The organism is Pseudomonas sp. AB6 (genome assembly GCF_034314105.1).
In the GTDB taxonomy this organism is placed as follows: Bacteria; Pseudomonadota; Gammaproteobacteria; order Pseudomonadales; family Pseudomonadaceae; genus Aquipseudomonas.
This window is the reverse complement of record NZ_JAVIWJ010000001.1, coordinates 3,991,147-4,013,030: the sequence shown is the minus strand read 5'-3', so window position 1 is coordinate 4,013,030 and position 21,884 is coordinate 3,991,147. Positions and strand designations below refer to the sequence as shown.

At 53.3% G+C, this 21,884-nt stretch carries 22 protein-coding genes; 3 read left to right on the top strand and 19 right to left on the bottom strand.

Annotated elements, in window-relative coordinates; translation table 11 throughout:
• Positions 1 to 107 precede the first annotated feature (107 nt).
• The 19 genes from glmU to rpmH form a co-directional block, all read right to left on the bottom strand.
• Complete coding sequence (glmU, locus tag RGW60_RS18930) at positions 108 to 1,475, bottom strand: bifunctional UDP-N-acetylglucosamine diphosphorylase/glucosamine-1-phosphate N-acetyltransferase GlmU (RefSeq protein ID WP_322206009.1); 1,368 nt, start codon at positions 1,473 to 1,475, stop codon at positions 108 to 110.
• A gap of 113 nt (positions 1,476 to 1,588) precedes the next feature.
• The gene (locus RGW60_RS18925) at positions 1,589 to 2,014 is read right to left on the bottom strand and encodes a F0F1 ATP synthase subunit epsilon (protein ID WP_322166813.1); all 426 of its coding nucleotides are present in this window, start codon (positions 2,012 to 2,014) and stop codon (positions 1,589 to 1,591) included.
• A 46-nt stretch (positions 2,015 to 2,060) separates the two neighbouring features.
• Positions 2,061 to 3,440 carry a F0F1 ATP synthase subunit beta gene (atpD, locus tag RGW60_RS18920; RefSeq protein WP_322206008.1) on the bottom strand — a complete coding sequence of 460 codons (1,380 nt, stop codon included), beginning with the start codon at positions 3,438 to 3,440 and terminating at the stop codon, positions 2,061 to 2,063.
• Positions 3,441 to 3,468: 28 nt separating this feature from the next.
• Positions 3,469 to 4,329 (bottom strand): F0F1 ATP synthase subunit gamma, encoded by an 861-nt coding sequence (gene atpG / locus RGW60_RS18915; RefSeq protein ID WP_322206007.1) that lies wholly within the window; start codon positions 4,327 to 4,329, stop codon positions 3,469 to 3,471.
• 50 nt (positions 4,330 to 4,379) lie between these two features.
• Positions 4,380 to 5,924 carry a F0F1 ATP synthase subunit alpha gene (atpA, locus tag RGW60_RS18910; RefSeq protein ID WP_322206006.1) on the bottom strand — a complete coding sequence of 515 codons (1,545 nt, stop codon included), beginning with the start codon at positions 5,922 to 5,924 and terminating at the stop codon, positions 4,380 to 4,382.
• Positions 5,925 to 5,945: 21 nt separating this feature from the next.
• The gene (locus RGW60_RS18905) at positions 5,946 to 6,482 is read right to left on the bottom strand and encodes a F0F1 ATP synthase subunit delta (RefSeq protein WP_322206005.1); all 537 of its coding nucleotides are present in this window, start codon (positions 6,480 to 6,482) and stop codon (positions 5,946 to 5,948) included.
• A 12-nt stretch (positions 6,483 to 6,494) separates the two neighbouring features.
• On the bottom strand, positions 6,495 to 6,965 hold the full coding sequence (locus RGW60_RS18900; RefSeq protein WP_322206004.1) for a F0F1 ATP synthase subunit B: 471 nt from the start codon (positions 6,963 to 6,965) through the stop codon (positions 6,495 to 6,497).
• Between the two features lie 57 nt (positions 6,966 to 7,022).
• Positions 7,023 to 7,280: a F0F1 ATP synthase subunit C gene (atpE, locus tag RGW60_RS18895; protein ID WP_002555987.1), complete on the bottom strand. Its 258-nt coding sequence runs from the start codon at positions 7,278 to 7,280 to the stop codon at positions 7,023 to 7,025.
• A 132-nt stretch (positions 7,281 to 7,412) separates the two neighbouring features.
• Complete coding sequence (gene atpB, locus RGW60_RS18890) at positions 7,413 to 8,285, bottom strand: F0F1 ATP synthase subunit A (RefSeq protein WP_322206003.1); 873 nt, start codon at positions 8,283 to 8,285, stop codon at positions 7,413 to 7,415.
• Between the two features lie 16 nt (positions 8,286 to 8,301).
• Positions 8,302 to 8,709, bottom strand: coding sequence for a F0F1 ATP synthase subunit I (locus RGW60_RS18885; RefSeq protein ID WP_322206001.1), 408 nt, complete (start codon positions 8,707 to 8,709; stop codon positions 8,302 to 8,304).
• A gap of 145 nt (positions 8,710 to 8,854) precedes the next feature.
• On the bottom strand, positions 8,855 to 9,727 hold the full coding sequence (locus RGW60_RS18880) for a ParB/RepB/Spo0J family partition protein (RefSeq protein WP_322206000.1): 873 nt from the start codon (positions 9,725 to 9,727) through the stop codon (positions 8,855 to 8,857).
• 10 nt (positions 9,728 to 9,737) lie between these two features.
• A complete protein-coding gene (locus RGW60_RS18875) occupies positions 9,738 to 10,529 on the bottom strand; it encodes a ParA family protein (protein ID WP_322205999.1) in 792 nt (263 codons plus the stop codon).
• A gap of 18 nt (positions 10,530 to 10,547) precedes the next feature.
• Positions 10,548 to 11,183 carry a 16S rRNA (guanine(527)-N(7))-methyltransferase RsmG gene (gene rsmG, locus RGW60_RS18870; RefSeq protein ID WP_322206971.1) on the bottom strand — a complete coding sequence of 212 codons (636 nt, stop codon included), beginning with the start codon at positions 11,181 to 11,183 and terminating at the stop codon, positions 10,548 to 10,550.
• 5 nt (positions 11,184 to 11,188) lie between these two features.
• Positions 11,189 to 13,081, bottom strand: coding sequence for a tRNA uridine-5-carboxymethylaminomethyl(34) synthesis enzyme MnmG (gene mnmG / locus RGW60_RS18865; protein ID WP_322205998.1), 1,893 nt, complete (start codon positions 13,079 to 13,081; stop codon positions 11,189 to 11,191).
• A 490-nt stretch (positions 13,082 to 13,571) separates the two neighbouring features.
• Positions 13,572 to 14,942 (bottom strand): tRNA uridine-5-carboxymethylaminomethyl(34) synthesis GTPase MnmE, encoded by a 1,371-nt coding sequence (mnmE, locus tag RGW60_RS18860; protein WP_322205997.1) that lies wholly within the window; start codon positions 14,940 to 14,942, stop codon positions 13,572 to 13,574.
• 80 nt (positions 14,943 to 15,022) lie between these two features.
• Positions 15,023 to 16,705 carry a membrane protein insertase YidC gene (yidC, locus tag RGW60_RS18855; protein ID WP_322205996.1) on the bottom strand — a complete coding sequence of 561 codons (1,683 nt, stop codon included), beginning with the start codon at positions 16,703 to 16,705 and terminating at the stop codon, positions 15,023 to 15,025.
• Between the two features lie 2 nt (positions 16,706 to 16,707).
• Entirely contained in the window at positions 16,708 to 16,953 is a 246-nt protein-coding gene (gene yidD / locus RGW60_RS18850; protein ID WP_299830942.1) for a membrane protein insertion efficiency factor YidD, read from the bottom strand.
• Positions 16,946 to 17,350 carry a ribonuclease P protein component gene (gene rnpA / locus RGW60_RS18845; RefSeq protein WP_322205995.1) on the bottom strand — a complete coding sequence of 135 codons (405 nt, stop codon included), beginning with the start codon at positions 17,348 to 17,350 and terminating at the stop codon, positions 16,946 to 16,948. The genes yidD and rnpA overlap by 8 nt, the downstream gene beginning before the upstream one ends.
• Positions 17,351 to 17,363: 13 nt before the next feature.
• Positions 17,364 to 17,498 carry a 50S ribosomal protein L34 gene (gene rpmH / locus RGW60_RS18840; RefSeq protein ID WP_002551315.1) on the bottom strand — a complete coding sequence of 45 codons (135 nt, stop codon included), beginning with the start codon at positions 17,496 to 17,498 and terminating at the stop codon, positions 17,364 to 17,366.
• 603 nt (positions 17,499 to 18,101) lie between these two features.
• Here rpmH and dnaA point away from each other — a divergent pair.
• The 3 genes from dnaA to recF are packed head-to-tail and all read left to right on the top strand — an operon-like array spanning position 18,102 to position 21,881.
• Positions 18,102 to 19,610, top strand: a complete 1,509-nt coding sequence (gene dnaA, locus RGW60_RS18835) for a chromosomal replication initiator protein DnaA (RefSeq protein WP_322205994.1) — start codon at positions 18,102 to 18,104, stop codon at positions 19,608 to 19,610.
• A 38-nt stretch (positions 19,611 to 19,648) separates the two neighbouring features.
• Positions 19,649 to 20,752: a DNA polymerase III subunit beta gene (gene dnaN / locus RGW60_RS18830; protein ID WP_322205993.1), complete on the top strand. Its 1,104-nt coding sequence runs from the start codon at positions 19,649 to 19,651 to the stop codon at positions 20,750 to 20,752.
• Positions 20,753 to 20,777: 25 nt separating this feature from the next.
• A complete protein-coding gene (gene recF / locus RGW60_RS18825; RefSeq protein ID WP_322205992.1) occupies positions 20,778 to 21,881 on the top strand; it encodes a DNA replication/repair protein RecF in 1,104 nt (367 codons plus the stop codon).
• The last annotated feature ends 3 nt before the right edge of the window (positions 21,882 to 21,884 follow it).

The following is a 21,884-nucleotide window of genomic DNA, read 5'->3' as shown; positions in this document are numbered from 1 at the left end:
ATAACGAAGGCAATCAAAACCCATTAGCGAAAATTCGTCAAGCTAATGTCTGCCTGTTGTCGATTTTTCCCCAATAGATCGTGGCAATGATTCGTCTGTGGATAACTTCAGTCTTTTTTGATTTTTGCCGGCCGCTTCCATCCTTCGATGTTGCGCTGACGGGCGCGTCCAATGGCTAAATGGTCGGCGGGGACGTTTTGAGTGAGGGTAGATCCAGCAGCCGTAGTGGCACCCGAATAGATATCCACAGGCGCCACCAACGAATTATTGGAACCGATAAATACGTCTTCACCAATGATGGTTTTGTGTTTGTTCACCCCGTCGTAGTTACAGGTAATGGTGCCGGCCCCAATATTGGTCCGCGCACCCACCTCTGCATCGCCCAGGTAGGTCAAATGGCCCACTTTAGCGCCTTCTCCGAGGTGGGCGTTTTTCAATTCAACAAAGTTACCCACATGCGCCAGCGCCTCTAGGACGCTGCCTGGGCGAAGTCGAGCAAAAGGACCTACATCGCTTCCCTCGCCCAGCACCGCACCGTCAATATGACTGTTGGCTTTAACAACTGAGCCCTTGCGCAACGTACTGTTTTTTATGATGCAATTGGGACCAATGATGACGTTATCTTCGATGATCACTCGGCCCTCAAGGACCACATTGACGTCAATCAGTACATCGCGGCCAGCGCTTACTTCGCCACGTACATCGAAACGCGCCGGGTCTCTCAGGGTGACACCCAACGCCATTAAACGGCGGGCTTCACGTATCTGATAGTGACGCTCCAGTTCGGCAAGTTGCTTGCGGTCATTGGCGCCCTGAACCTCCATGGCATCCAGCGGCTGCTCGGTGGCGACCACCAGCCCATCCTGCACTGCCAAGGCGATTACGTCAGTCAGGTAATACTCGCCCTGAGCGTTGTTGTTGGACAACCTACCCAGCCAGTCCGCCAACCGCTTGCCAGGCACAGCGAGAATACCGGTGTTGCCTTCGGTAATCGCTTTCTGCGCCTCGGTCGCATCCTTGTGCTCCACAATGGCAGCGACTCGATGCTGTTCATCTCGCACGATCCGGCCATAACCTGTGGCGTCAGCAAGCGTCACCGTCAGTAGACTCAATTGTTCGGTGGTGACGTTCTTCAACAGGCGCCGCAGCGTGTCCACCTCAATCAACGGCACGTCGCCGTAAAGAATGAGCACGTTATCAGCGGTTAACTCAGGCAGCGCTTGGGCTACCGCGTGGCCAGTGCCAAGCTGCTTGTCTTGCAAGACGAAATTAAGGTCATCTGCCGATAAACGCTCGCGAACCAGTTCGGCACCATGACCAATCACCACGTGGATACGCTGTGGATTAAGTTGGCGCGCGCTGTGGATAACATGCCCGAGCATAGAGTCACCCGCCACCGGAAGCAGAACCTTGGGCAAGGCCGAACACATACGTGTGCCTTGGCCCGCAGCGAGAATAACGATATCAAGTGACATAGCTGTCTACCAATCCTAGGCGGTCAGCGAGGGCGACCGGTGGTGAATTTTAAAAAAGAAAAAAGGGTAGCCGAGGCTACCCTTTTTCTCAATCACGTAAAAAACGGATGGGGTTAACCACCATATTTTTTACGAATTTGCTGAACGGTGCGCAGCTGAGCTGTCGCCTCCGCCAGACGTGCGGTCGCAGAGCCGTAATCGAAATCTGCACCTCTTTCATTTAGCGCCTTCTCAGCCGCTTTTACAGCGTTCTGAGCAGATGCTTCATCTAGGTCGGCAGCACGTTGCACAGTGTCGGCAAGAACCTTGACCATGTTTGGCTGCACTTCGAGGAAACCGCCCGAGATGTAAAACACCTCGGCTTCCCCGCCCAGCTTGATCAAGCGGATCGGACCTGGCTTCAGATCAGTGATCAGCGGCGCGTGGCCTGGAGCGATACCGATATCACCCAGGTTGCCGTGCGCAATCACCATCTCGACCAGACCGGAGAAAATTTCTCCTTCCGCGCTGACGATATCGCAATGGACTGTCATAGCCATTTGCTTGCCTCAACCTAATTAGCACCCGTTTTACCGGGCACCGGGATTACAGTTTTTTGGCTTTCTCGATCGCTTCTTCGATGCCGCCGACCATGTAGAACGCTTGTTCTGGCAAGTGGTCGTAGTCACCGTTGAGGATGCCTTTGAAGCCAGTAATGGTGTCTTTCAGGGAAACGTATTTACCCGAGGCACCCGTAAAGACTTCAGCCACGAAGAACGGCTGCGACAAGAAACGCTGGATTTTACGTGCGCGGGATACCAACTGCTTGTCAGTTTCTGACAGCTCGTCCATACCCAGAATCGCAATAATATCCTTCAATTCTTTATAACGCTGCAGCACGTACTGTACGCCGCGAGCGGTGTCGTAGTGATCCTGACCTACAACATCCGGATCCAGTTGGCGCGAAGTCGAATCCAGCGGATCAACCGCCGGGTAGATACCCAGCGAAGCGATGTCACGGGACAGTACGACGGTAGCGTCCAAGTGGGCAAACGTGGTCGCAGGCGACGGGTCGGTCAAGTCATCCGCAGGTACGTAGACAGCTTGAATCGAGGTAATCGAACCGGCTTTGGTCGAAGTGATGCGCTCTTGCAGAGTACCCATCTCTTCAGCCAGGGTAGGTTGGTAACCTACTGCAGATGGCATACGCCCCAGCAGTGCGGATACTTCAGTACCGGCCAGTGTGTAACGATAGATGTTGTCGACGAACAGCAGAACGTCGTTACCTTCGTCACGGAATTTCTCGGCCATGGTCAGGCCAGTCAGTGCTACACGCAGACGGTTACCCGGCGGCTCGTTCATCTGACCGTAAACCAATGCCACTTTGTCGAGAACGTTGGAGTCCTTCATCTCGTGGTAGAAGTCGTTACCCTCACGGGTACGCTCACCCACACCGGCGAACACGGAATAACCGCTATGCTCGATGGCGATGTTACGGATCAGTTCCATCATGTTTACGGTTTTGCCTACACCGGCACCACCGAACAGACCGACTTTACCGCCTTTTGCGAACGGGCATACCAGGTCGATAACCTTGATGCCGGTCTCTAGCAGGTCGTTACCGCCTGCCTGTTCAGCGAAAGTAGGCGCAGGACGATGAATGCCCCAACGCTCTTCCGTTTCGATCGGGCCACATTCGTCGATCGGGTTACCCAGAACATCCATGATCCGGCCCAAGGTCGCTTTACCGACCGGTACGGAGATGGCTGCGCCAGAGTCCGTGACTTCCAGACCGCGCTTCAAGCCCTCGGTGGAGCCCATCGCAATAGTACGGACCACGCCGTCGCCCAGCTGCTGCTGAACTTCCAGGGTGGTCCCGGCCGCGCTTTTTACCAACAGCGCGTTGTAGATACTCGGTACGTTTTCGCGTGGAAATTCCACGTCGATCACGGCGCCGATGATTTGAACGATACGTCCGCTACTCATTAGCTGGATCCTCTGAATATTTGAACCGTTAAACCGCGGCAGCGCCGCCGACGATTTCCGAGATCTCTTGGGTGATCGCAGCCTGACGCGCCTTGTTGTAGATCAGTTGTAAATCGCTGATCAAATCACCGGCGTTATCAGTAGCGTTCTTCATTGCGATCATCCGCGCGGCTTGTTCAGCTGCGTTGTTCTCGACCACCGCTTGGTAGACCTGTGACTCAACGTAGCGAACCATCAAGCCGTCAAGCAGCTCTTTGGCGTCCGGTTCGTAAAGATAGTCCCAGTGGTGCTTGAGTTCTTTATCCGGGGTCGCAACCAGCGGAATCAACTGTTCCACCTGAGGCTGCTGCGTCATGGTGTTGATGAACTTGTTGGACACCACGGACAGACGATCGATACGACCGTCCAAATAGGCATCCAGCATCACCTTGACGCTACCAATCAAGTCATTGATCGATGGCTCTTCGCCCAGATGGCTGATCGCAGCGACGACATTACCGCCAAAAACGCGAAAAAAGGTCGCGCCTTTGCTGCCGATCACACACAGATCGATCTCTACGCCGTCTTCACGGTTTACCGCCATGTCCTTGACCAAAGCCTTGAACAGGTTGGTATTCAAGCCGCCGCACAAACCTCGGTCACTGCTCACAACGACATAACCGACACGCTTTACTTCGCGATCAATCATGAACGGGTGGCGGTATTCCGGGTTGGCGTTGGCCAGATGTCCGATTACCTGGCGGATGCGCTCCGCGTAAGGACGGCTAGCCGACATACGCATTTGAGCCTTGCGCATTTTGCTAACCGCCACTTTTTCCATGGCGCTGGTGATCTTTTGCGTGCTTTTGATGCTCGCAATCTTACTGCGAATCTCTTTTGCGCCTGCCATGTAACACCTATCAGGTTAGCAAGCGGGAGCCTCTCGGCCCCCGCTGCGGCTTACCAGGTTTGGGTGGCCTTGAACTTTTCGATACCGGCTTTAAGGCCTGCATCGATTTCGTCATTGAAGTCACCCTTCACGTTGATCTTCGCCATCAATTCGGCGTGATCGCGGTTGAAGTAAGCAATCAGAGCCTGCTCGAAGCTGCCGATTTTTGGAATCTCGACGTCCACCAGGAAGCCACGTTCAGCGGCATACAGGGACAACGACATATCAGCGATAGACATCGGCGCATATTGCTTTTGCTTCATCAGCTCGGTAACGCGCTGACCATGCTCAAGCTGCTTGCGAGTGGCTTCGTCCAGGTCAGAAGCGAACTGGGCGAATGCCGCCAATTCACGGTACTGAGCCAGAGCGGTACGGATACCACCGGAAAGCTTCTTGACGATCTTGGTCTGAGCAGCACCACCCACACGGGATACGGAAACACCGGCGTTCACAGCTGGACGGATGCCAGAGTTGAACATCGCCGATTCCAGGAAGATCTGACCGTCGGTGATGGAAATCACGTTGGTCGGAACGAACGCGGAAACGTCGCCAGCCTGAGTTTCGATGATTGGCAGAGCGGTCAATGAACCGGTCTTGCCAGTCACAGCACCGTTGGTGAACTTCTCTACATACGCTTCGGAAACACGCGATGCGCGCTCCAGAAGACGGGAGTGGAGATAGAACACATCGCCTGGGTAGGCTTCACGGCCTGGCGGACGGCGCAGCAGCAGGGAAATCTGGCGGTAAGCCACTGCTTGCTTGGACAGATCGTCATAAACGATCAGCGCGTCTTCGCCGCGGTCGCGGAAATATTCGCCCATGGTGCAACCGGAGTACGGAGCAAGGAACTGCAACGCAGCTGATTCGGAAGCACTGGCAGCAACGACGATGGTGTTAGCCAACGCGCCGTTTTCTTCGAGTTTGCGAACCACGTTAGCGATGGTCGATTGTTTCTGACCAATTGCTACGTAGACGCAGAAGATGCCGCTGTTTTTCTGATTGATGATCGCGTCGATCGCCAGAGCGGTTTTACCGATCTGACGGTCACCAATGATCAGCTCGCGCTGACCACGGCCGACAGGGATCATGGCATCGACAGCCTTGTAGCCAGTCTGTACAGGCTGGTCTACCGACTTACGCCAGATCACGCCGGGTGCAACCTTCTCGACAGCGTCGGTAAGGACGTTGTTCAGAGGGCCTTTGCCGTCAACTGGGTTACCCAATGCATCGACTACACGACCCAGCAATTCCGGACCAACCGGAACTTCGAGGATGCGGCCAGTGCACTTGGCGCTCATGCCTTCAGCCAGCATCTGGTAAGCGCCCAATACAACGGCACCCACAGAGTCTTGCTCAAGGTTCAACGCCATACCAAAGACGCCGCCCGGAAACTCGATCATTTCGCCGTACATAACGTCGGCCAGACCGTGAATCCGCACGATGCCGTCAGATACGCTGACGACTGTGCCTTCGTTACGGGCTTGGGAGGTTACATCGAGCTTGTCGATGCGACCCTTGATAATTTCACTTATTTCGGAAGGATTGAGTTGCTGCATTGCTCTGCTGCCCCTTCAAACTCAAGATTTCAATGCTTCGGCCAGTTGCGCGAGTTTGCCACGAACTGAGCCATCGATAACCAGGTCGCCGGCGCGGATGATGACACCACCTATTAGAGAGGCATCCTCCGCAGCATGCAGGCGCACTTCCCGGCCGAGCCGTGCACTGAGAACCTTGGCGAGTTTGTCTTGCTGTTCTTCGTTCAATGCAAAAGCACTGGTGACATCCACATCGACCGATTTTTCCTGCTCGGCCTTGTACAGGTCAAACAGTTCGGCGATCTCCGGTAGAAGCAGGAGACGGTCGTTTTCAGCAACGACGTGGATGAAATTCTGTGCCTTGACATCAAACTTGTCGCCACACACTTCAATAAAAGTGGTGGCCTTGTCTGCGCTCGTCAGTCGCGGTGCCGTGAGCATCCGCTGCATTGTGTCGTTTTGCGACACAGCTGCAGCCAGGCCAAGCATGGCTGACCAATTGGCCAGTTGCTGGTGGGCCTGTGCATGCTCGAAGGCTGCCTTAGCGTAAGGTCGGGCCAACGTGGTCAGTTCTGCCATGATCGCCCTCGCTTAAATTTCAGCAGCCAGTTTATTAACCAGCTCCGCGTGCGCGTTTTGATCGATTGTGGCACCCAGGATCTTTTCAGCACCGTTGACCGCCAGGCTACCCAATTGGGCGCGTAGCGCGTCTTTGACGCCGTTCAGCTCCAGTTCGATCTCGGTCCGAGCCTGAGCCTTCACACGGTCAGCTTCGATAACAGCCTGTTCACGGGCTTCTTCGACAATCTGAGTACCGCGTTTCTTGGCTTGCTCAATGATTTCTGCTGCTTGAGCCTTCGCTTCACGCAGTTGATGACCCACTTTATCTTGGGCCAACTCCAGGTCGCGAGTTGCTCGTGTAGCAGCGTCCAGCCCATCCGCGATCTTCTTCTGACGTTCGTGCAAAGCAGCGATGACCGGAGGCCACACGAACTTCATGCAAAACAGTACAAAAATGAAGAACGCAACGGACTGACCAATCAGGGTTGCATTAATGTTCACGCCAACACCTCGCTCGTTCGTTGTCCATCACACCAATCCACTCGAAAATTCGAGAGATTAGCCAGCGAGTTGACCAACGAAGGGGTTCGCAAAGGTGAAGAACAGAGCGATACCAACACCGATCATGGTCACGGCATCGAGCAAACCAGCAACGATGAACATTTTGACCTGAAGCATCGGGACCATTTCTGGCTGACGCGCTGCGCCTTCCAGGAACTTGCCGCCCAGCAGGCCAAAACCAATTGCGGTACCCAGTGCGCCCAGGCCGATCAACAGTGCAACAGCGATAGCAGTTAGACCAACTACAGTTTCCATCTTTCCTCCCGACTTTTACGTCGTATTGGTTAGGTTTTTTAGATTTAAAGCGGTAAAACAAAATTGTTCACATCAGCCCTTGCGGGCACCCTGCCGCCGAAGCGGAGGGTCATCAAGTCGCTCTAGCGAGCCTTAATGGTTTTCTTCGTGAGCCATCGACAAATAGACAATGGTAAGCATCATGAAGATGAACGCTTGCAGGGTGATGATCAGGATGTGGAATACAGCCCACGCCCATTGCAGCACGATGCCCAGACCACTCAGCCAGAGCAAGCCACTGCCAAACATGACAGCGATCAGGATGAACACCAGCTCGCCGGCATACATGTTGCCAAACAGACGCAGTGCCAACGAAATAGGCTTGGCAATCAACGTCACGAATTCAAGCAGGAAGTTCACCGGAATTAATAACGCTTGTAGAAAGATGTTTTTGCTACCAAAAGGGTGCAGGGTCATTTCGCCGATGAAGCCGCCGATGCCCTTGACCTTGATGCTGTAGAAAATAATCAACGCAAATACCGAAAGGGCCATGCCCAAGGTAGCGTTAGGATCAGTTGTCGATACGGCGCGGAATGGGACATGAGAGTCGCCAGTGACAAACATCGCCAAGTGCGGGATCCAGTCGACCGGTAACAGGTCAACTGCGTTCATCAGGAACACCCAGACAAAAATAGTGAGCGCCAACGGTGCGATGACCGGACTCCGTCCGTGAAAACTGTCTTTTACGCTGCCATCGACGAACTCGATCAAAATCTCGACGAAGTTCTGTAAAGCGCCCGGCTGGCCGGAGGTTGCCTTTCTGGCTGCCATGCGGAAGATCAGAATAAAGATCAACCCCAGTGCGACCGACCAGCCGAGAGTATCGACGTGGAAAGCCCAGAAACCCATTTCCTTGGCTTGCGCCGCGTCATGAGCAAAACCCCAACCACTGGTTGGCAAATGACCAAAGGTCAAATTTTGCAGGTGATGCTGGATATATGCCGAAGCTGTTTGCTCTGATGCCATGGTTGCCTCAAACGCCCTAAGGTCTCGAAAGTCTTGTTCTCATAAGCAGGGGCGAGAACCAGTTGACCAATTGGATCAACATGAACACCCCAAATACCGCCAGCGGAGCCAGTGGTTTTACCCCTGCAAAGGTCAGCGCAAAAAGCACTGCCGTAAAAATAAGTTTGCCTGCCTCGCCAGCGTAAAAAGACCGGACAATGGCTTGCGCTTCTCTGGCACCTGTAAACCGGAAAGCCTTGTGAGCAAAGTACAAATTGGGCAGCCAAGCTATCAGACCTCCGCAAAGACCTGAGTACCCGGCAACGACACCGTGCCACTGCCATAACGTCAACGCTGCCAACAGCAGTACTGCACACTGGGCCAGTAGTACCGGAAAAACCGCCAGGCGATGGAACGGCAGGCGTTTCTGCGTGCGGTTTTCCATCATAACTACCCCTGGAATGTCGGCCGCCAAGATCAGTAACTGGCATAATTCGTGCCGACAAAATGCGCGCAGAGTATAGGGGCGGATTACCCCCTATTCAACTGCCATGTAGTGATTTCCGACTACTCGCTACAACTCATCTGTTTCAGCGAATGTGCGCAAGTACGCCCTGTAGCTCATCCAACGAGTTATAGCGAATAACCAGTTGCCCTTTACCCTTCTGACCATGGCGAATCTGCACCGCAGAGCCTAAACGCTCTGCCAGACGCTGTTCGAGGCGACTGATGTCCGGATCGTTTTTTGCGGGTTCGGCAGCAGCTGGCTTGCCACTCAACCATTGTCGAACCAGCGCCTCGGTTTGGCGTACTGTCAGACCGCGTGCGACAACATGTCGCGCCCCTTCAACTTGCCGTTCTTCGGGCAATCCGAGCAATGCACGTGCATGACCCATTTCTAGATCACCATGGGAAAGCATGGTTTTGATGACTTCTGGCAATGCGATCAAGCGTAGCAGGTTCGCAACGGTTACCCGGGACTTGCCCACAGCATCGGCCACTTGTTGCTGAGTGAGCTGAAATTCTTGTTGAAGACGCTGCAGCGCGACGGCTTCTTCTATCGGATTCAAGTCTTCGCGCTGGATGTTCTCGATCAACGCCATGGCAATAGCGGTTTCATCGGACACATCACGAACCATGGCCGGGATTGTCTCCAAGCCCGCTTGCTGGCTCGCGCGCCAACGCCGTTCACCGGCAATGATCTCGAAGCGACCGCCTGCGATTGGACGCACCACAATCGGTTGCATGACGCCCTGAGCCTTGATCGACTGAGCCAGCTCTTCGAGTGCTTGAGGGTCCATGTCGCGGCGTGGCTGGTATTTGCCACGCTGGATAATATCCAGAGGGATATGATTCAGCTCTCGCTGATCGGCCTGAACGGCCTGCTCTTCCAACGCGCTGACGGTTGGACTGCTCAGAAGTGCATCCAGCCCACGTCCGAGACCTCGTTTCTTAACGGCCATGCGGATTTCCTTAAGTTGCCTGAGCGGGACGAGGATTGCGACGTTGGCGACGGACCATCTCGCCCGCCAAGGCGAGGTAAGCCAGGGCGCCGCGCGATGTTTTGTCATAGGCCAGCGCCGGCATCCCAAAGCTTGGCGCTTCCGCCAGACGGATGTTGCGCGGGATGACAGTGTCGTAGAGCTGATCACCGAAGTGTTCCTTGAGCTGATCGGACACGTCATTGATCAGACTCAAGCGCGGGTCATACATGGTCCGCAACAGGCCTTCAATTTTCAGCTGGGGATTAAGCAATCCAGCAATACGTTTGATGTTATCCACAAGATCGCTCAAGCCTTCCAGCGCAAAATACTCGCACTGCATGGGGATAATGACCCCATCCGCGGCAACCAGCGCATTCAAGGTAAGCATCGACAAGGACGGCGGGCAGTCGATGAGAATGTAGTCGTAATTCTCGCGAATGGGTGCCAACGCGTTGCGTAGGCGACTTTCTCTCATCTGCATTTCCAGCAGGACGACCTCGGCAGCCGTCAGATCGCGGTTGGCGGGCAGCAACTGGTAACCGCCATGCTCGGAAAAGTGCATGGCCTGCGCCAAATCACACTCGCCGATCAATACGTCATACACCGAATGTTCCAAGGCGTGTTTATCCACGCCACTGCCCATGGTGGCGTTGCCCTGCGGGTCGAGATCGATCAACAAAACGCGGCGCTTGGTCGCGACCAATGACGCTGCGAGGTTGATACAGGTTGTGGTTTTACCCACGCCCCCTTTTTGGTTCGCTATCGCGAATACCTTAGCCATTCTTGCTCGTGTTCCCAATCATGCCGTGCGGCGCAGTATCAGCAGATGGCGTTGGCCTTGGCAACCAGGAACGGTCAAGGCTTGTGCGCTATCGAGACGAAAATCTGTCGGTAATGCTACCAGCTCATCCGCGGGGTGCAGGCCTTTCATCGCTAACCAGCGTGTATGGATATCGCCAAGGTGACGCGTCCAACCGGTAAAGTCCGCGAGATTGCTAAACGCTCGGGAAACGATCCCGGTGAAAGGCAGCAAAGGTTGAAATGTTTCCGCCCGGCTGTGGATAACTTCAAGATTATCAAGTTTGAGTTCAAGTTTAACTTGGGTTAAAAAACGGGTTTTCTTGCCGTTACTGTCTAAAACCGTGACTTTCATATCGGGAAACAAGATCGCCAACGGAATGCCTGGCATTCCACCGCCGCTGCCAACGTCAAGCCAACGGTCACCGGTTATGAAGGGCACCACGCTCAAGCTGTCGAGTAAATGCCGCGAAACCATTTCATCTGGGTCGCGAACCGCAGTGAGGTTGTAAGCCTTGTTCCATTTGATCAGCAGTGCCAAGTAGGCCAGCAGTTGGTGGTGTTGGCTTTCGCTCAAATCGACACCAAGTTGCAGGGCGCCACGGGATAACTCTTGGGCATGTTGCGAGGTAACCATAGAACTCAAGCGCTTTGCTCCAACTGACGGCCCGCGCCGCGTTTTTTCAAATGAATCATCAACAGCGAAATTGCTGCAGGGGTCACACCAGGTATGCGCGAGGCTTGACCCAACGTTTCTGGACGAGTTATCCCCAGCTTGCCTTGAATCTCTTTCGATAGACCAGAGATGCCTACGTAATCGATATCAGCGGGCAACTTAGTATCTTCACTGGCCCGCAGACGAGCGATTTCATCCTGTTGACGATCAATGTAACCGGCGTATTTGGTTTTGATTTCGACCTGCTCGGCCACTTGAGGATCACTGCAGCCATCACCCGTGATGGCGATCAAACTAGCGTAATCGACTTCAGGACGCGTCAGCAGATTGAGCAAATTGTATTCATGGGTCAGCGGCGTACCGAAATGCGCAGAAATGGCATCACCCTGCGCAGTACCAGGGCGAACCCACGTATTTTTCAGGCGCTGCTCTTCCAGAACGATGCTTTCGCGCTTGGTGCAGAACGCCGCCCAACGGGCATCGTCGACCAACCCTAACGCTCGACCTTTCTCGGTTAACCGCAGGTCGGCGTTGTCTTCACGCAGAATCAAACGGTACTCGGCACGAGAAGTGAACATCCGGTACGGCTCTTGGGTACCCAAGGTAATCAGGTCATCGACCAATACGCCTATGTAAGCCTCATCTCTGCGTGGACACCAACTTTCTTTACCCTGTGCAAGCAGCGCAGCATTAGCACCGGCCAACAAACCTTGGGCGGCGGCTTCTTCGTAGCCTGTCGTGCCGTTGATTTGCCCAGCGAAAAAGAGACCACCTATCACCTTGGTTTCAAGGCTGTATTTCAAATCCCTGGGGTCGAAGTAATCGTATTCGATGGCATAGCCAGGGCGAACAATGTGCGCGTTTTCCATGCCCCTAATCGAACGGACGATTTGCAGTTGAACGTCAAAGGGCAACGAAGTCGAAATACCGTTCGGGTAAAGCTCATGAGTGGTTAACCCTTCCGGTTCGATAAAAACCTGATGGCTATCCTTGTCGGCAAAGCGATGGATTTTATCTTCGATAGAAGGGCAGTAACGTGGGCCAACACCTTCAATGACGCCGGAATACATCGGCGAACGATCGAGGTTGGCCGCGATGATTTCATGGGTACGGGCGTTGGTGTGCGTAATCCAGCAGCTGACCTGGGCAGGATGCTGTTCTTTCGAGCCCATGAACGACATGACTGGAATCGGCGTATCGCCTGGCTGCTCAGTCATCACCGAAAAGTCCACCGAACGCCCATCGATACGAGGTGGCGTGCCCGTTTTAAGACGACCCACTCTCAGAGGCAGTTCGCGTAGACGTTGAGCTAACGCAATCGACGGCGGATCACCTGCGCGTCCGCCCGAATAATTTTGCATTCCAATGTGGATAAGTCCACCGAGGAACGTGCCCGTGGTCAATACCACCGCGTCCGCGAGAAATCGGAGCCCCATCTGAGTCACCACGCCGCGGACTTGGTCCTGTTCAACAATCAAGTCATCGCAGGCTTGTTGGAATATCCACAGGTTCGGCTGGTTTTCGATAATTTCGCGAATAGCCGACTTGTACAGCACGCGGTCAGCCTGAGCTCGGGTAGCCCGAACGGCTGGGCCTTTACGGCTGTTCAACACGCGAAATTGAATACCGCCTTTGTCGGTCGCGATGGCCATCGCGCCGCCAAGGGCATCGATTTCCTTGACCAAATGGCTTTTGCCGATGCCACCGATGGCTGGGTTGCAGCTCATTTGGCCGAGTGTTTCCACGTTATGCGTCAGCAGCAAGGTTTTTGCACCCATGCGCGCTGACGCCAGTGCGGCTTCGGTACCGGCATGACCGCCACCGATGACGATCACCTCAAAACGGGAAGGGAAATCCACCACGCACCTCGTTCCTACTCTTGAGAACAGGAAATTAAATTTTGGACAGTCGGCAAGTATAGGGACTTACCCCCCTTGAAAGGAACCTTTTGCACAAAATTCAACCAGCTGTGGGTGATTGACGGTTATATAAATTAAAAAAAAAGAAATTTATAAATCTTTGTTTTTATGTTTACTACTACTGAGCCATGTTTCTGTGGATAGAATCCTGAAGCCCTTTATATTAGCTGTGTACAGAGAATCAAAACATTGTGGTCATGTAGCCCTGGGCCGATGGGATAAGTGGCCTAAGCCTGTGGATTAAAGGGCGACTTGTCCACAGGGTGAATTATTCTCAGGTTTTAAGCCTAGTTATCAACCGAGCTGAAGGATGGTTACACACAGGGCTTATTCCACCCAAAATAGCGGTTGTTGCTAAAGGTTGGGCGAACGGAAGCCACCGAGACAGACATTGATCCGCTCGGTTGGAGGTTATTGGGGAAGGGAGAGTCTATTTGCCGATGCAAAAACTGGAGAAGATACGTCCCAACAGATCATCAGAACTGAAAGCGCCGGTAATTTCGCCCAATGATTTTTGAGCTTGCCGTAAGTCTTCGGCGAGTAATTCGCCAGCGCCTGCGAGCGTCAGCTGAGCTCTTCCATGCTCAAGCGATGCGCTGGCATGCCCTAAGGCCTCAAGATGTCGCCTGCGTGCGCTGAAGCTGCTTTCAGAGGTTTGCTCGTAGCCCATACACGCCTTTAAGTGATCTCTTAACAACTCTAGGCCTTCTCCCGCAGCCATCGCACTTAGGCTTATCGTCACGTGGCCGTCAGCGCTACGTTCTTGACCAATGACATCGCCACTCAAGTCGGCCTTATTCCTGATCAGCGTTACCTTGGAGGGATCGGGTCTCTGCTCAAGAAACTCAGGCCATAAGGCAAAGGGATCGTCAGCCTCAGGGGCCGTCGCATCCACCACCAATAGCACCCGATCGGCCTCGTTGATTGCCTTAAGTGCTCGCTCAACACCAATTTTTTCAACTTTATCATCCGTAGCGCGCAGTCCAGCCGTATCCACAACGTGCAATGGCATACCGTCGATATGGATATGCTCACGTAGAATGTCTCGTGTCGTGCCAGCGATGTCAGTGACAATTGCTGCCTCTCTGCCTGCGAGTGCATTAAGCAAACTCGATTTTCCCGCGTTAGGTCGGCCGGCGATCACTACCGTCATACCGTCCCGTAGAAGCGCGCCCTGTCCGGCTTCTCGCAAGACTGTGGATAACTCATCGCGAACAGCATCCAGCATATTAAGTACGTGGCCATCGGCAAGAAAATCGATTTCTTCTTCTGGAAAATCGATGGCTGCTTCTACATAGATTCGAAGACCTATCAATTTTTCGGTCAAGTTATCCACACGTACTGAGAAAGCACCTTGCAAGGATCGGACAGCGTTACGTGCCGCTTGCGCTGAGCTAGCTTCTATCAAGTCGGCGATTGCCTCAGCTTGGGCCAAGTCGAGTTTGTCATTGAGAAATGCGCGCTCACTAAATTCACCCGGCTTTGCTAATCTGCTGCCAAGCTGCAAACAGCGCTGCAACAGCATATCCATCACTACCGGGCCGCCATGCCCCTGCAGCTCCAGGACATCTTCACCGGTAAATGAGTTAGGTCCGGGGAAGTAAAGAGCGATGCCCTCGTCGATAACCTCTCCATTTTCATCGCTGAAAGGACCGAAGTGCGCATAGCGGGGGATAGGAGTGCGACCGATGATTGCTGACGCAGCTGTACTCGCTAATGGACCAGATATTCGCACAATGCCTACGCCACCTCGTCCCTGGGCAGTAGCAATGGCAGCGATGGTTTCATGAGGAACGTTCATAACCAGGCTCTCTAGACAAATGGCGGATAGCAAAACGCCCCACGAGGGGGCGTTTTACAATTACTTATACACAGGTTAGATCAAGCAGCCGCGCTCTTGGTAGCCGCTTCAATTTTGCGAGTGATGTACCACTGCTGCGAAATCGACAGGCAGTTGTTGACGACCCAGTACAGAACCAGACCAGCAGGGAACCAAAGGAAGAAGAATGTGAAGATGATTGGCATCAGCTTCATGACCTTGGCTTGCATTGGGTCTGGCGGAGTTGGGTTCAACCGCTGCTGGATGAACATGGTTGCACCCATGATGATCGGCAGGATGAAGAACGGGTCTTTGATCGACAGGTCAGTGATCCAGAGAATGAACGGAGCCTGACGCATTTCCACGCTTTCCAGGAGAACCCAGTACAGCGAGAGGAAAACCGGCATCTGTACAACGATCGGCAAGCAACCACCTAGCGGGTTTATCTTCTCTTTCTTGTACAGCTCCATCATCGACTGCGACATTTTCTGCCGGTCATCGCCATGTTGTTCTTTCAGAGCAGCCAGTTTCGGTGCTACGGCTCGCATGCGGGCCATGGATTTGTAGCTGGCAGCCGAGAGAGGAAAGAACAGCCCCTTGATCAACATGGTCAAGAAGATAATCGAGAAACCCCAGTTACCGACCAGGCTGTGGATATGTTGCAGCAACCAGAAAATCGGTTGGGCGATGAACCAGAGAATGCCGTAATCGACAGTCAGCTCGAGACCTGGGGATAACTCTTTCAATACCGCTTGGCTTTTAGGTCCTGCATACAGCGTGGCAGTTGTCTCACCTGTTGCACCGGCAGCGACAGAGATCGCTGGGCCAGTGAAACCAATGATGTAATTGCCTTGAGCATCCTTACGAGTCTGTACGACATTGCTGTCGGACTTGTTTGGAATCCAGGCCGTCACGAAATAATGCTGCAACCAGGCAACCCATCCGCCTTGAACAGTTTCTTTCAGTGAAGCCTTATCGATGTCTTTCATCGATACTTTTTTGTACGGTTCGGCTGGAGTACCCAGCGCAGCGCCCAAATAAGTCGCAGTGCCGGTTGCAGTGCTTGAAGATGGATCCGCACTGGCATCACGTTTCAACTGAGCAAACAGATTACCGGCCCAAGGCTTGCCGCTCTGGTTATCAATCAGGTAGGTGACTTTCAAGTCATACAAGCCACGCTTAAACGAAAAGCGCTTGATGTAATTGACACCGTTGTCAGCAAACTTCAGATCAACAACCAAATCATTTTGGCCATCAGCCAGTTGATAGGTTTTCTGCGTACTGGTGTAAACCGGGCGACCTGCCGCTCGAGCGTCAGGACCATCTGTGCCGGTCAAGCCACTTTGCGCAAGATAAGTACGTTCGCCGCCATTATCGAACAGCTGGAAAGCAATCTCCGGGTGGTCTTGGCGACGTGGATACAGGGGCAATCGCAACTGAGCAATATCACCACCGACCGGGTCTATTTCCAGATTGAGCACATCCGTTTTTATTTGAATGAGGTCTTTACTGGCCGCAATTGGCGCTTCAATAGGTGCAGCAATTTCACCGTTGGCGCTTGGAACATCGGCACTTGCAGTAGTATTTGAACCCAGCGCCGTTTCCGGAATGACCGGTGCGGTAGTGCTGGCAGCAACATTCTGAGTCGGCAGGGCAGCCTGACCGTAATCTTGGTTCCATTTCAGAACCCCGACATAGGTCACGATTGCCAAGGCGGCGATCAGGATCGTGCGTTTAATATCCATGATTACTCGGCCATCGAAGAGGAACGGGAGGTAGGTACAGGTGGAACCGGGTCATAACCACCGGCATTCCACGGATGACAGCGACCTAACCGACGGAAGGTCAGCCAGCCACCGCGTAGAAGGCCATGACTTTCAATGGCTTCATACGCGTAGCAGGAACAGCTGGGGTAGAAACGACAGTGGCTGGCCATCAGCGGGCTAATGGCATAGCGATAGAACTGGATCGGAACGAGTGCCAGCTTACGCATCTGAACTGTCTACCCTTATGGTTTCGGTTTTAACATCAGGAACCGGCCGGCTGCGTGCCAGGCGTTTCCATAGCTTGCCGAAATGCTGAATCAATTCGGGGTTTTCTATTTCACCCAAACCTTTGCGCGCCACTATGACGATATCCCAACCAACCAGATCATCCTGGTGCTGGCGAAATGATTCGCGCATTAGGCGTTTCAAGCGATTGCGCTCAACGGAGAGTTTGACGCTCTTTTTACCGATCACCAGCCCCAACCGGGGATGATCAAGGTCGTTGTTGCGCGCAAGGAGCAGGAGATTCTTCCCCGGAACCTTACCGGTAGGGGAGTCAAAGACTGCCTTGAAATGTCGGGGTGTCAGCAAACGCTTTTCCCGACTGAAGTCCTGACTCACCACCTGTACCTATTTATCAAACTGCCAGACGCTTACGGCCTTTGGCGCGGCGACGCGACAAGACTGCACGGCCGTTTTTGGTGGCCATGCGTGCACGGAAACCGTGGGTGCGGGCGCGCTTGATAGTGCTGGGTTGGAAAGTACGTTTCATGGCGTGTTACCTGGTTCGTCCACAACGGGCCGGAATGGCCCCCGTTTTAAGAGACCGGGGATTCTAGAGAAAGCAAGCCTCTAGGTCAATTTCCAACCAGCGTTTCCTTCAATTACTTATCAAGTCGGTTTTTTAGCCTCGGTTTTCCAGTCGGTCGTTTTTGCTTGGCTGGCCAATATGGATAGGTGTTTAAATATAGAAATAAAGAAGGAGAGTATTTAAAGCTCTTTTATAAAGCTTATAGAAGCTAAGGACCGCTTTTTCTGTGGATAAGTACCTGTATGCCTTCAAAATAGAGCTGTACAGAGGATGACAACTCAGTTGAAAAACCGTGCTCCACCTGTGCTGTACAGTAGGATAAGCTGTGTATGGAACGCCGTTTTATCCACAGGCAGGTTATCCACAGAGTTTGTGCTGGACTTATGCAGTGGGTTGAGGCCCGCTTATCCACAATGCTTATGCACAGGTGATGGGTGCTGTAGTTTGTCCATAAAGCGTTGATTCTTCGCATCCTGGGAGCAACCTACATGTGGATAAGTCAGCCACTGATCGTTACAATAGCGGCTGTTTTTGCCTCACCGGCATTCGACTTAGGGGATATCTGTGTCAGCGGAACTTTGGCAGCAGTGCGTGGAGCTATTGCGCGATGAGCTGCCGGCCCAGCAATTCAACACTTGGATCCGCCCGCTACAGGTCGAAGCCGAAGGCGACGAGTTGCGTGTGTATGCACCCAACCGTTTCGTTCTTGATTGGGTAAATGAAAAATACCTCGGTCGGTTGCTTGAGCTTCTTGGCGAACGCGGACAAGGCCTTGCGCCCGCGCTGTCCTTATTAATTGGCAGCAAGCGCAGTTCTGCTCCACGGGCTGCACCCAATGCGCCGTTGGCTGCGGCTGCCTCGCACGCAATTTCAGTAAACCAGGTAGCGGCTTTACCCATTCAACAGGTTAGTTCGCCACCACCGAGCCACACGGTTGCGGTTCACGACGAGCCTTCTCGCGCCAGTTTCGATCCTATGGCGGGGGCCAGCTCGCAACAGGCGCCCGCTCGTGCGGAGCAGCGCACGGTTCAGGTAGAAGGTGCGCTCAAGCACACCAGCTACTTGAATCGCACCTTTACCTTTGAGAATTTCGTTGAAGGTAAATCAAACCAGCTGGCGCGGGCGGCGGCTTGGCAAGTGGCGGACAACCCCAAGCACGGCTACAACCCTCTATTTCTTTACGGCGGGGTGGGCTTGGGTAAGACGCATTTGATGCACGCGGTGGGAAACCACCTCTTAAAGAAGAACCCAAACGCCAAGGTTGTTTACCTGCACTCGGAGCGCTTCGTTGCTGACATGGTAAAAGCGCTTCAGCTCAACGCGATCAACGAATTCAAACGTTTTTACCGTTCGGTCGATGCGCTGTTAATTGATGATATTCAGTTTTTTGCTCGCAAAGAACGCTCCCAGGAAGAATTCTTTCATACTTTCAATGCGTTGCTTGAAGGTGGTCAGCAGGTCATCTTGACCAGTGACCGCTATCCGAAAGAAATTGAAGGTCTGGAAGAGCGTTTGAAGTCGCGTTTCGGTTGGGGGTTAACGGTCGCCGTTGAGCCGCCTGAGCTGGAAACCCGTGTTGCTATCTTGATGAAAAAGGCAGATCAGGCGAAAGTTGATCTGCCTCACGACGCGGCGTTCTTCATTGCTCAGCGGATACGTTCTAACGTTCGCGAACTTGAAGGTGCGTTAAAGCGGGTCATTGCACACTCGCACTTCATGGGCCGCGATATTACGATTGAGTTGATTCGCGAATCATTGAAGGATCTTTTGGCACTCCAAGATAAGTTGGTCAGTGTGGATAACATTCAGCGCACCGTGGCTGAGTACTACAAGATCAAGATTTCTGATTTGCTGTCCAAACGCCGTTCGCGGTCTGTAGCGCGTCCGCGCCAGGTTGCGATGGCGCTGTCCAAAGAGTTAACCAACCACAGCTTGCCTGAGATTGGTGATGTGTTCGGCGGACGTGACCACACGACCGTGCTGCACGCATGCCGAAAGATCAACGAGCTTAAGGAATCCGACGCGGATATTCGCGAGGACTACAAGAACCTGCTGCGGACACTCACAACCTGATGACATTAGCGCAGCTTATTAAGGCAAGGGACTAGACCATGCATTTCACCATTCAACGCGAAGCCTTGTTGAAACCTCTGCAACTGGTCGCCGGCGTCGTAGAGCGCCGCCAGACCTTGCCGGTGCTTTCCAACGTGCTTTTAGTTGTCCAAGGGCAACAGCTTTCGCTGACAGGAACAGACCTGGAAGTCGAGCTGGTTGGTCGTGTTCAACTGGAAGAGCCAGCCGAGCCTGGGGAAATCACTGTCCCTGCTCGCAAGCTGATGGACATTTGTAAGAGCCTGCCCAACGATGCGTTGATTGACATCAAACTGGACGAGCACAAGCTTGTTGTTAAAGCAGGTCGTAGCCGTTTTACCTTGTCCACGCTGCCAGCCAATGATTTTCCAACGGTGGAAGAAGGTCCTGGCTCGCTGACCTTTAATTTGGTGCAAAGCAAATTGCGCCGATTGATCGAACGCACTAGCTTCGCCATGGCACAGCAAGACGTCCGTTACTACCTCAATGGGATGTTGCTGGAAGTCAGCGCGGGCATATTGCGTGCTGTTGCCACCGATGGCCACCGCTTGGCAATGTGCTCAATGACCGCCGAGATAGAGCAGGCGGATCGGCACCAAGTCATCGTGCCCCGCAAAGGTATCCTTGAACTTGCACGCTTACTGACTGAGCAGGACGGTATTGTCAGCATTGTTTTAGGTCAGCATCACATCCGCGCAACCACCGGTGAGTTTACTTTTACCTCTAAATTGGTTGATGGCAAATTTCCGGATTACGAACGTGTTCTGCCAAAAGGTGGTGACAAGTTGGTGTTGGGTGATCGGCAGGCATTGCGTGAGGCGTTCAGCCGTACCGCCATTTTGTCCAACGAAAAGTATCGCGGTATCCGCCTGCAATTGGCCAGTGGGCTTCTAAAGATCCAGGCTAACAACCCGGAGCAAGAAGAGGCCGAAGAAGAAATCGGTGTTGATTACACTGGCGGCAATCTGGAGATTGGTTTCAACGTTAGTTATCTGCTCGACGTATTAGGCGTGATGACCACCGAACAGGTGCGTTTGATTCTGTCCGATTCCAATAGCAGCGCACTGGTGCAGGAATCGGACAACGATGATTCTGCTTATGTTGTTATGCCGATGCGCCTGTAACGTGTCCATGCTTAGCAGAGTTTGAATGTCTCTTAGCCGCGTTACCGTCACTGGGGTGCGCAATCTGCACCCGGTGACAATCTCCCCCTCTCCTCGTATCAACATCCTTCACGGCGCAAATGGCAGTGGTAAAACCAGCGTTCTGGAAGCCATCCATTTGCTCGGCCTTGCGCGTTCCTTTCGTAGCATACGGTTACTGCCGGTCATCCAATACGAACAGCCCGCGTGTACAGTTTTTGGCCAAGTCGAATTGGCCGAAGGTGGGCATAGCAGTCTTGGTATTTCCCGTGATCGTCAAGGTGATTTTCAAATCCGCATCGATGGCCAGAATGCAAAAAGCGCTGCGCAATTGGCCGAGGCGCTTCCCCTGCAGTTAATCAATCCTGATAGCTTTCGCCTTCTAGAAGGCGCTCCGAAAATACGTCGACAGTTCCTCGACTGGGGAGTGTTCCACGTGGAACCTCGTTTTATGTCGACCTGGCAGCGCTTGCAGAAGGCCCTTAGGCAGCGGAACTCATGGCTCCGGCATGGTACACTCGACGCCGCTTCACAAGCCGCTTGGGACAGAGAACTGTGCCTCGCCAGTGATGAAATCGACGAGTATCGGCGGGCATATATCAAGGCCCTTAAACCAGTGTTCGAGCAAACCTTAAGTGAATTGGTTGAGCTCGAAGGTTTGACCTTAAGTTATTACCGCGGGTGGGATAAGGAAAAAGAGCTGAGTGCTGTGCTTGCCTCGTCCCTGCATCGCGATCAACAGATGGGCCATACACAAGCCGGGCCGCAACGAGCTGATTTGCGCTTGAGACTGGGCGCTCATAATGCTTCGGATATTTTATCCCGTGGTCAGCAGAAGTTAGTGGTCTGCGCATTGCGCATTGCTCAAGGACATTTGGTCAGCCAAGCACGGCGAGGCCAATGTATTTATCTGGTGGATGATTTGCCGTCCGAACTGGATGAGCATCACCGCCGCGCGCTTTGCCGTTTATTGGAAGACTTACGCTGCCAGGTGTTTATCACCTGTGTAGATCACGAATTATTGAGGGAAGGCTGGCAGACGGAAACGCCAGTCGCTTTGTTCCACGTGGAACATGGCCGTATTACCCAGACCCACGACCACCGGGAGTGAATG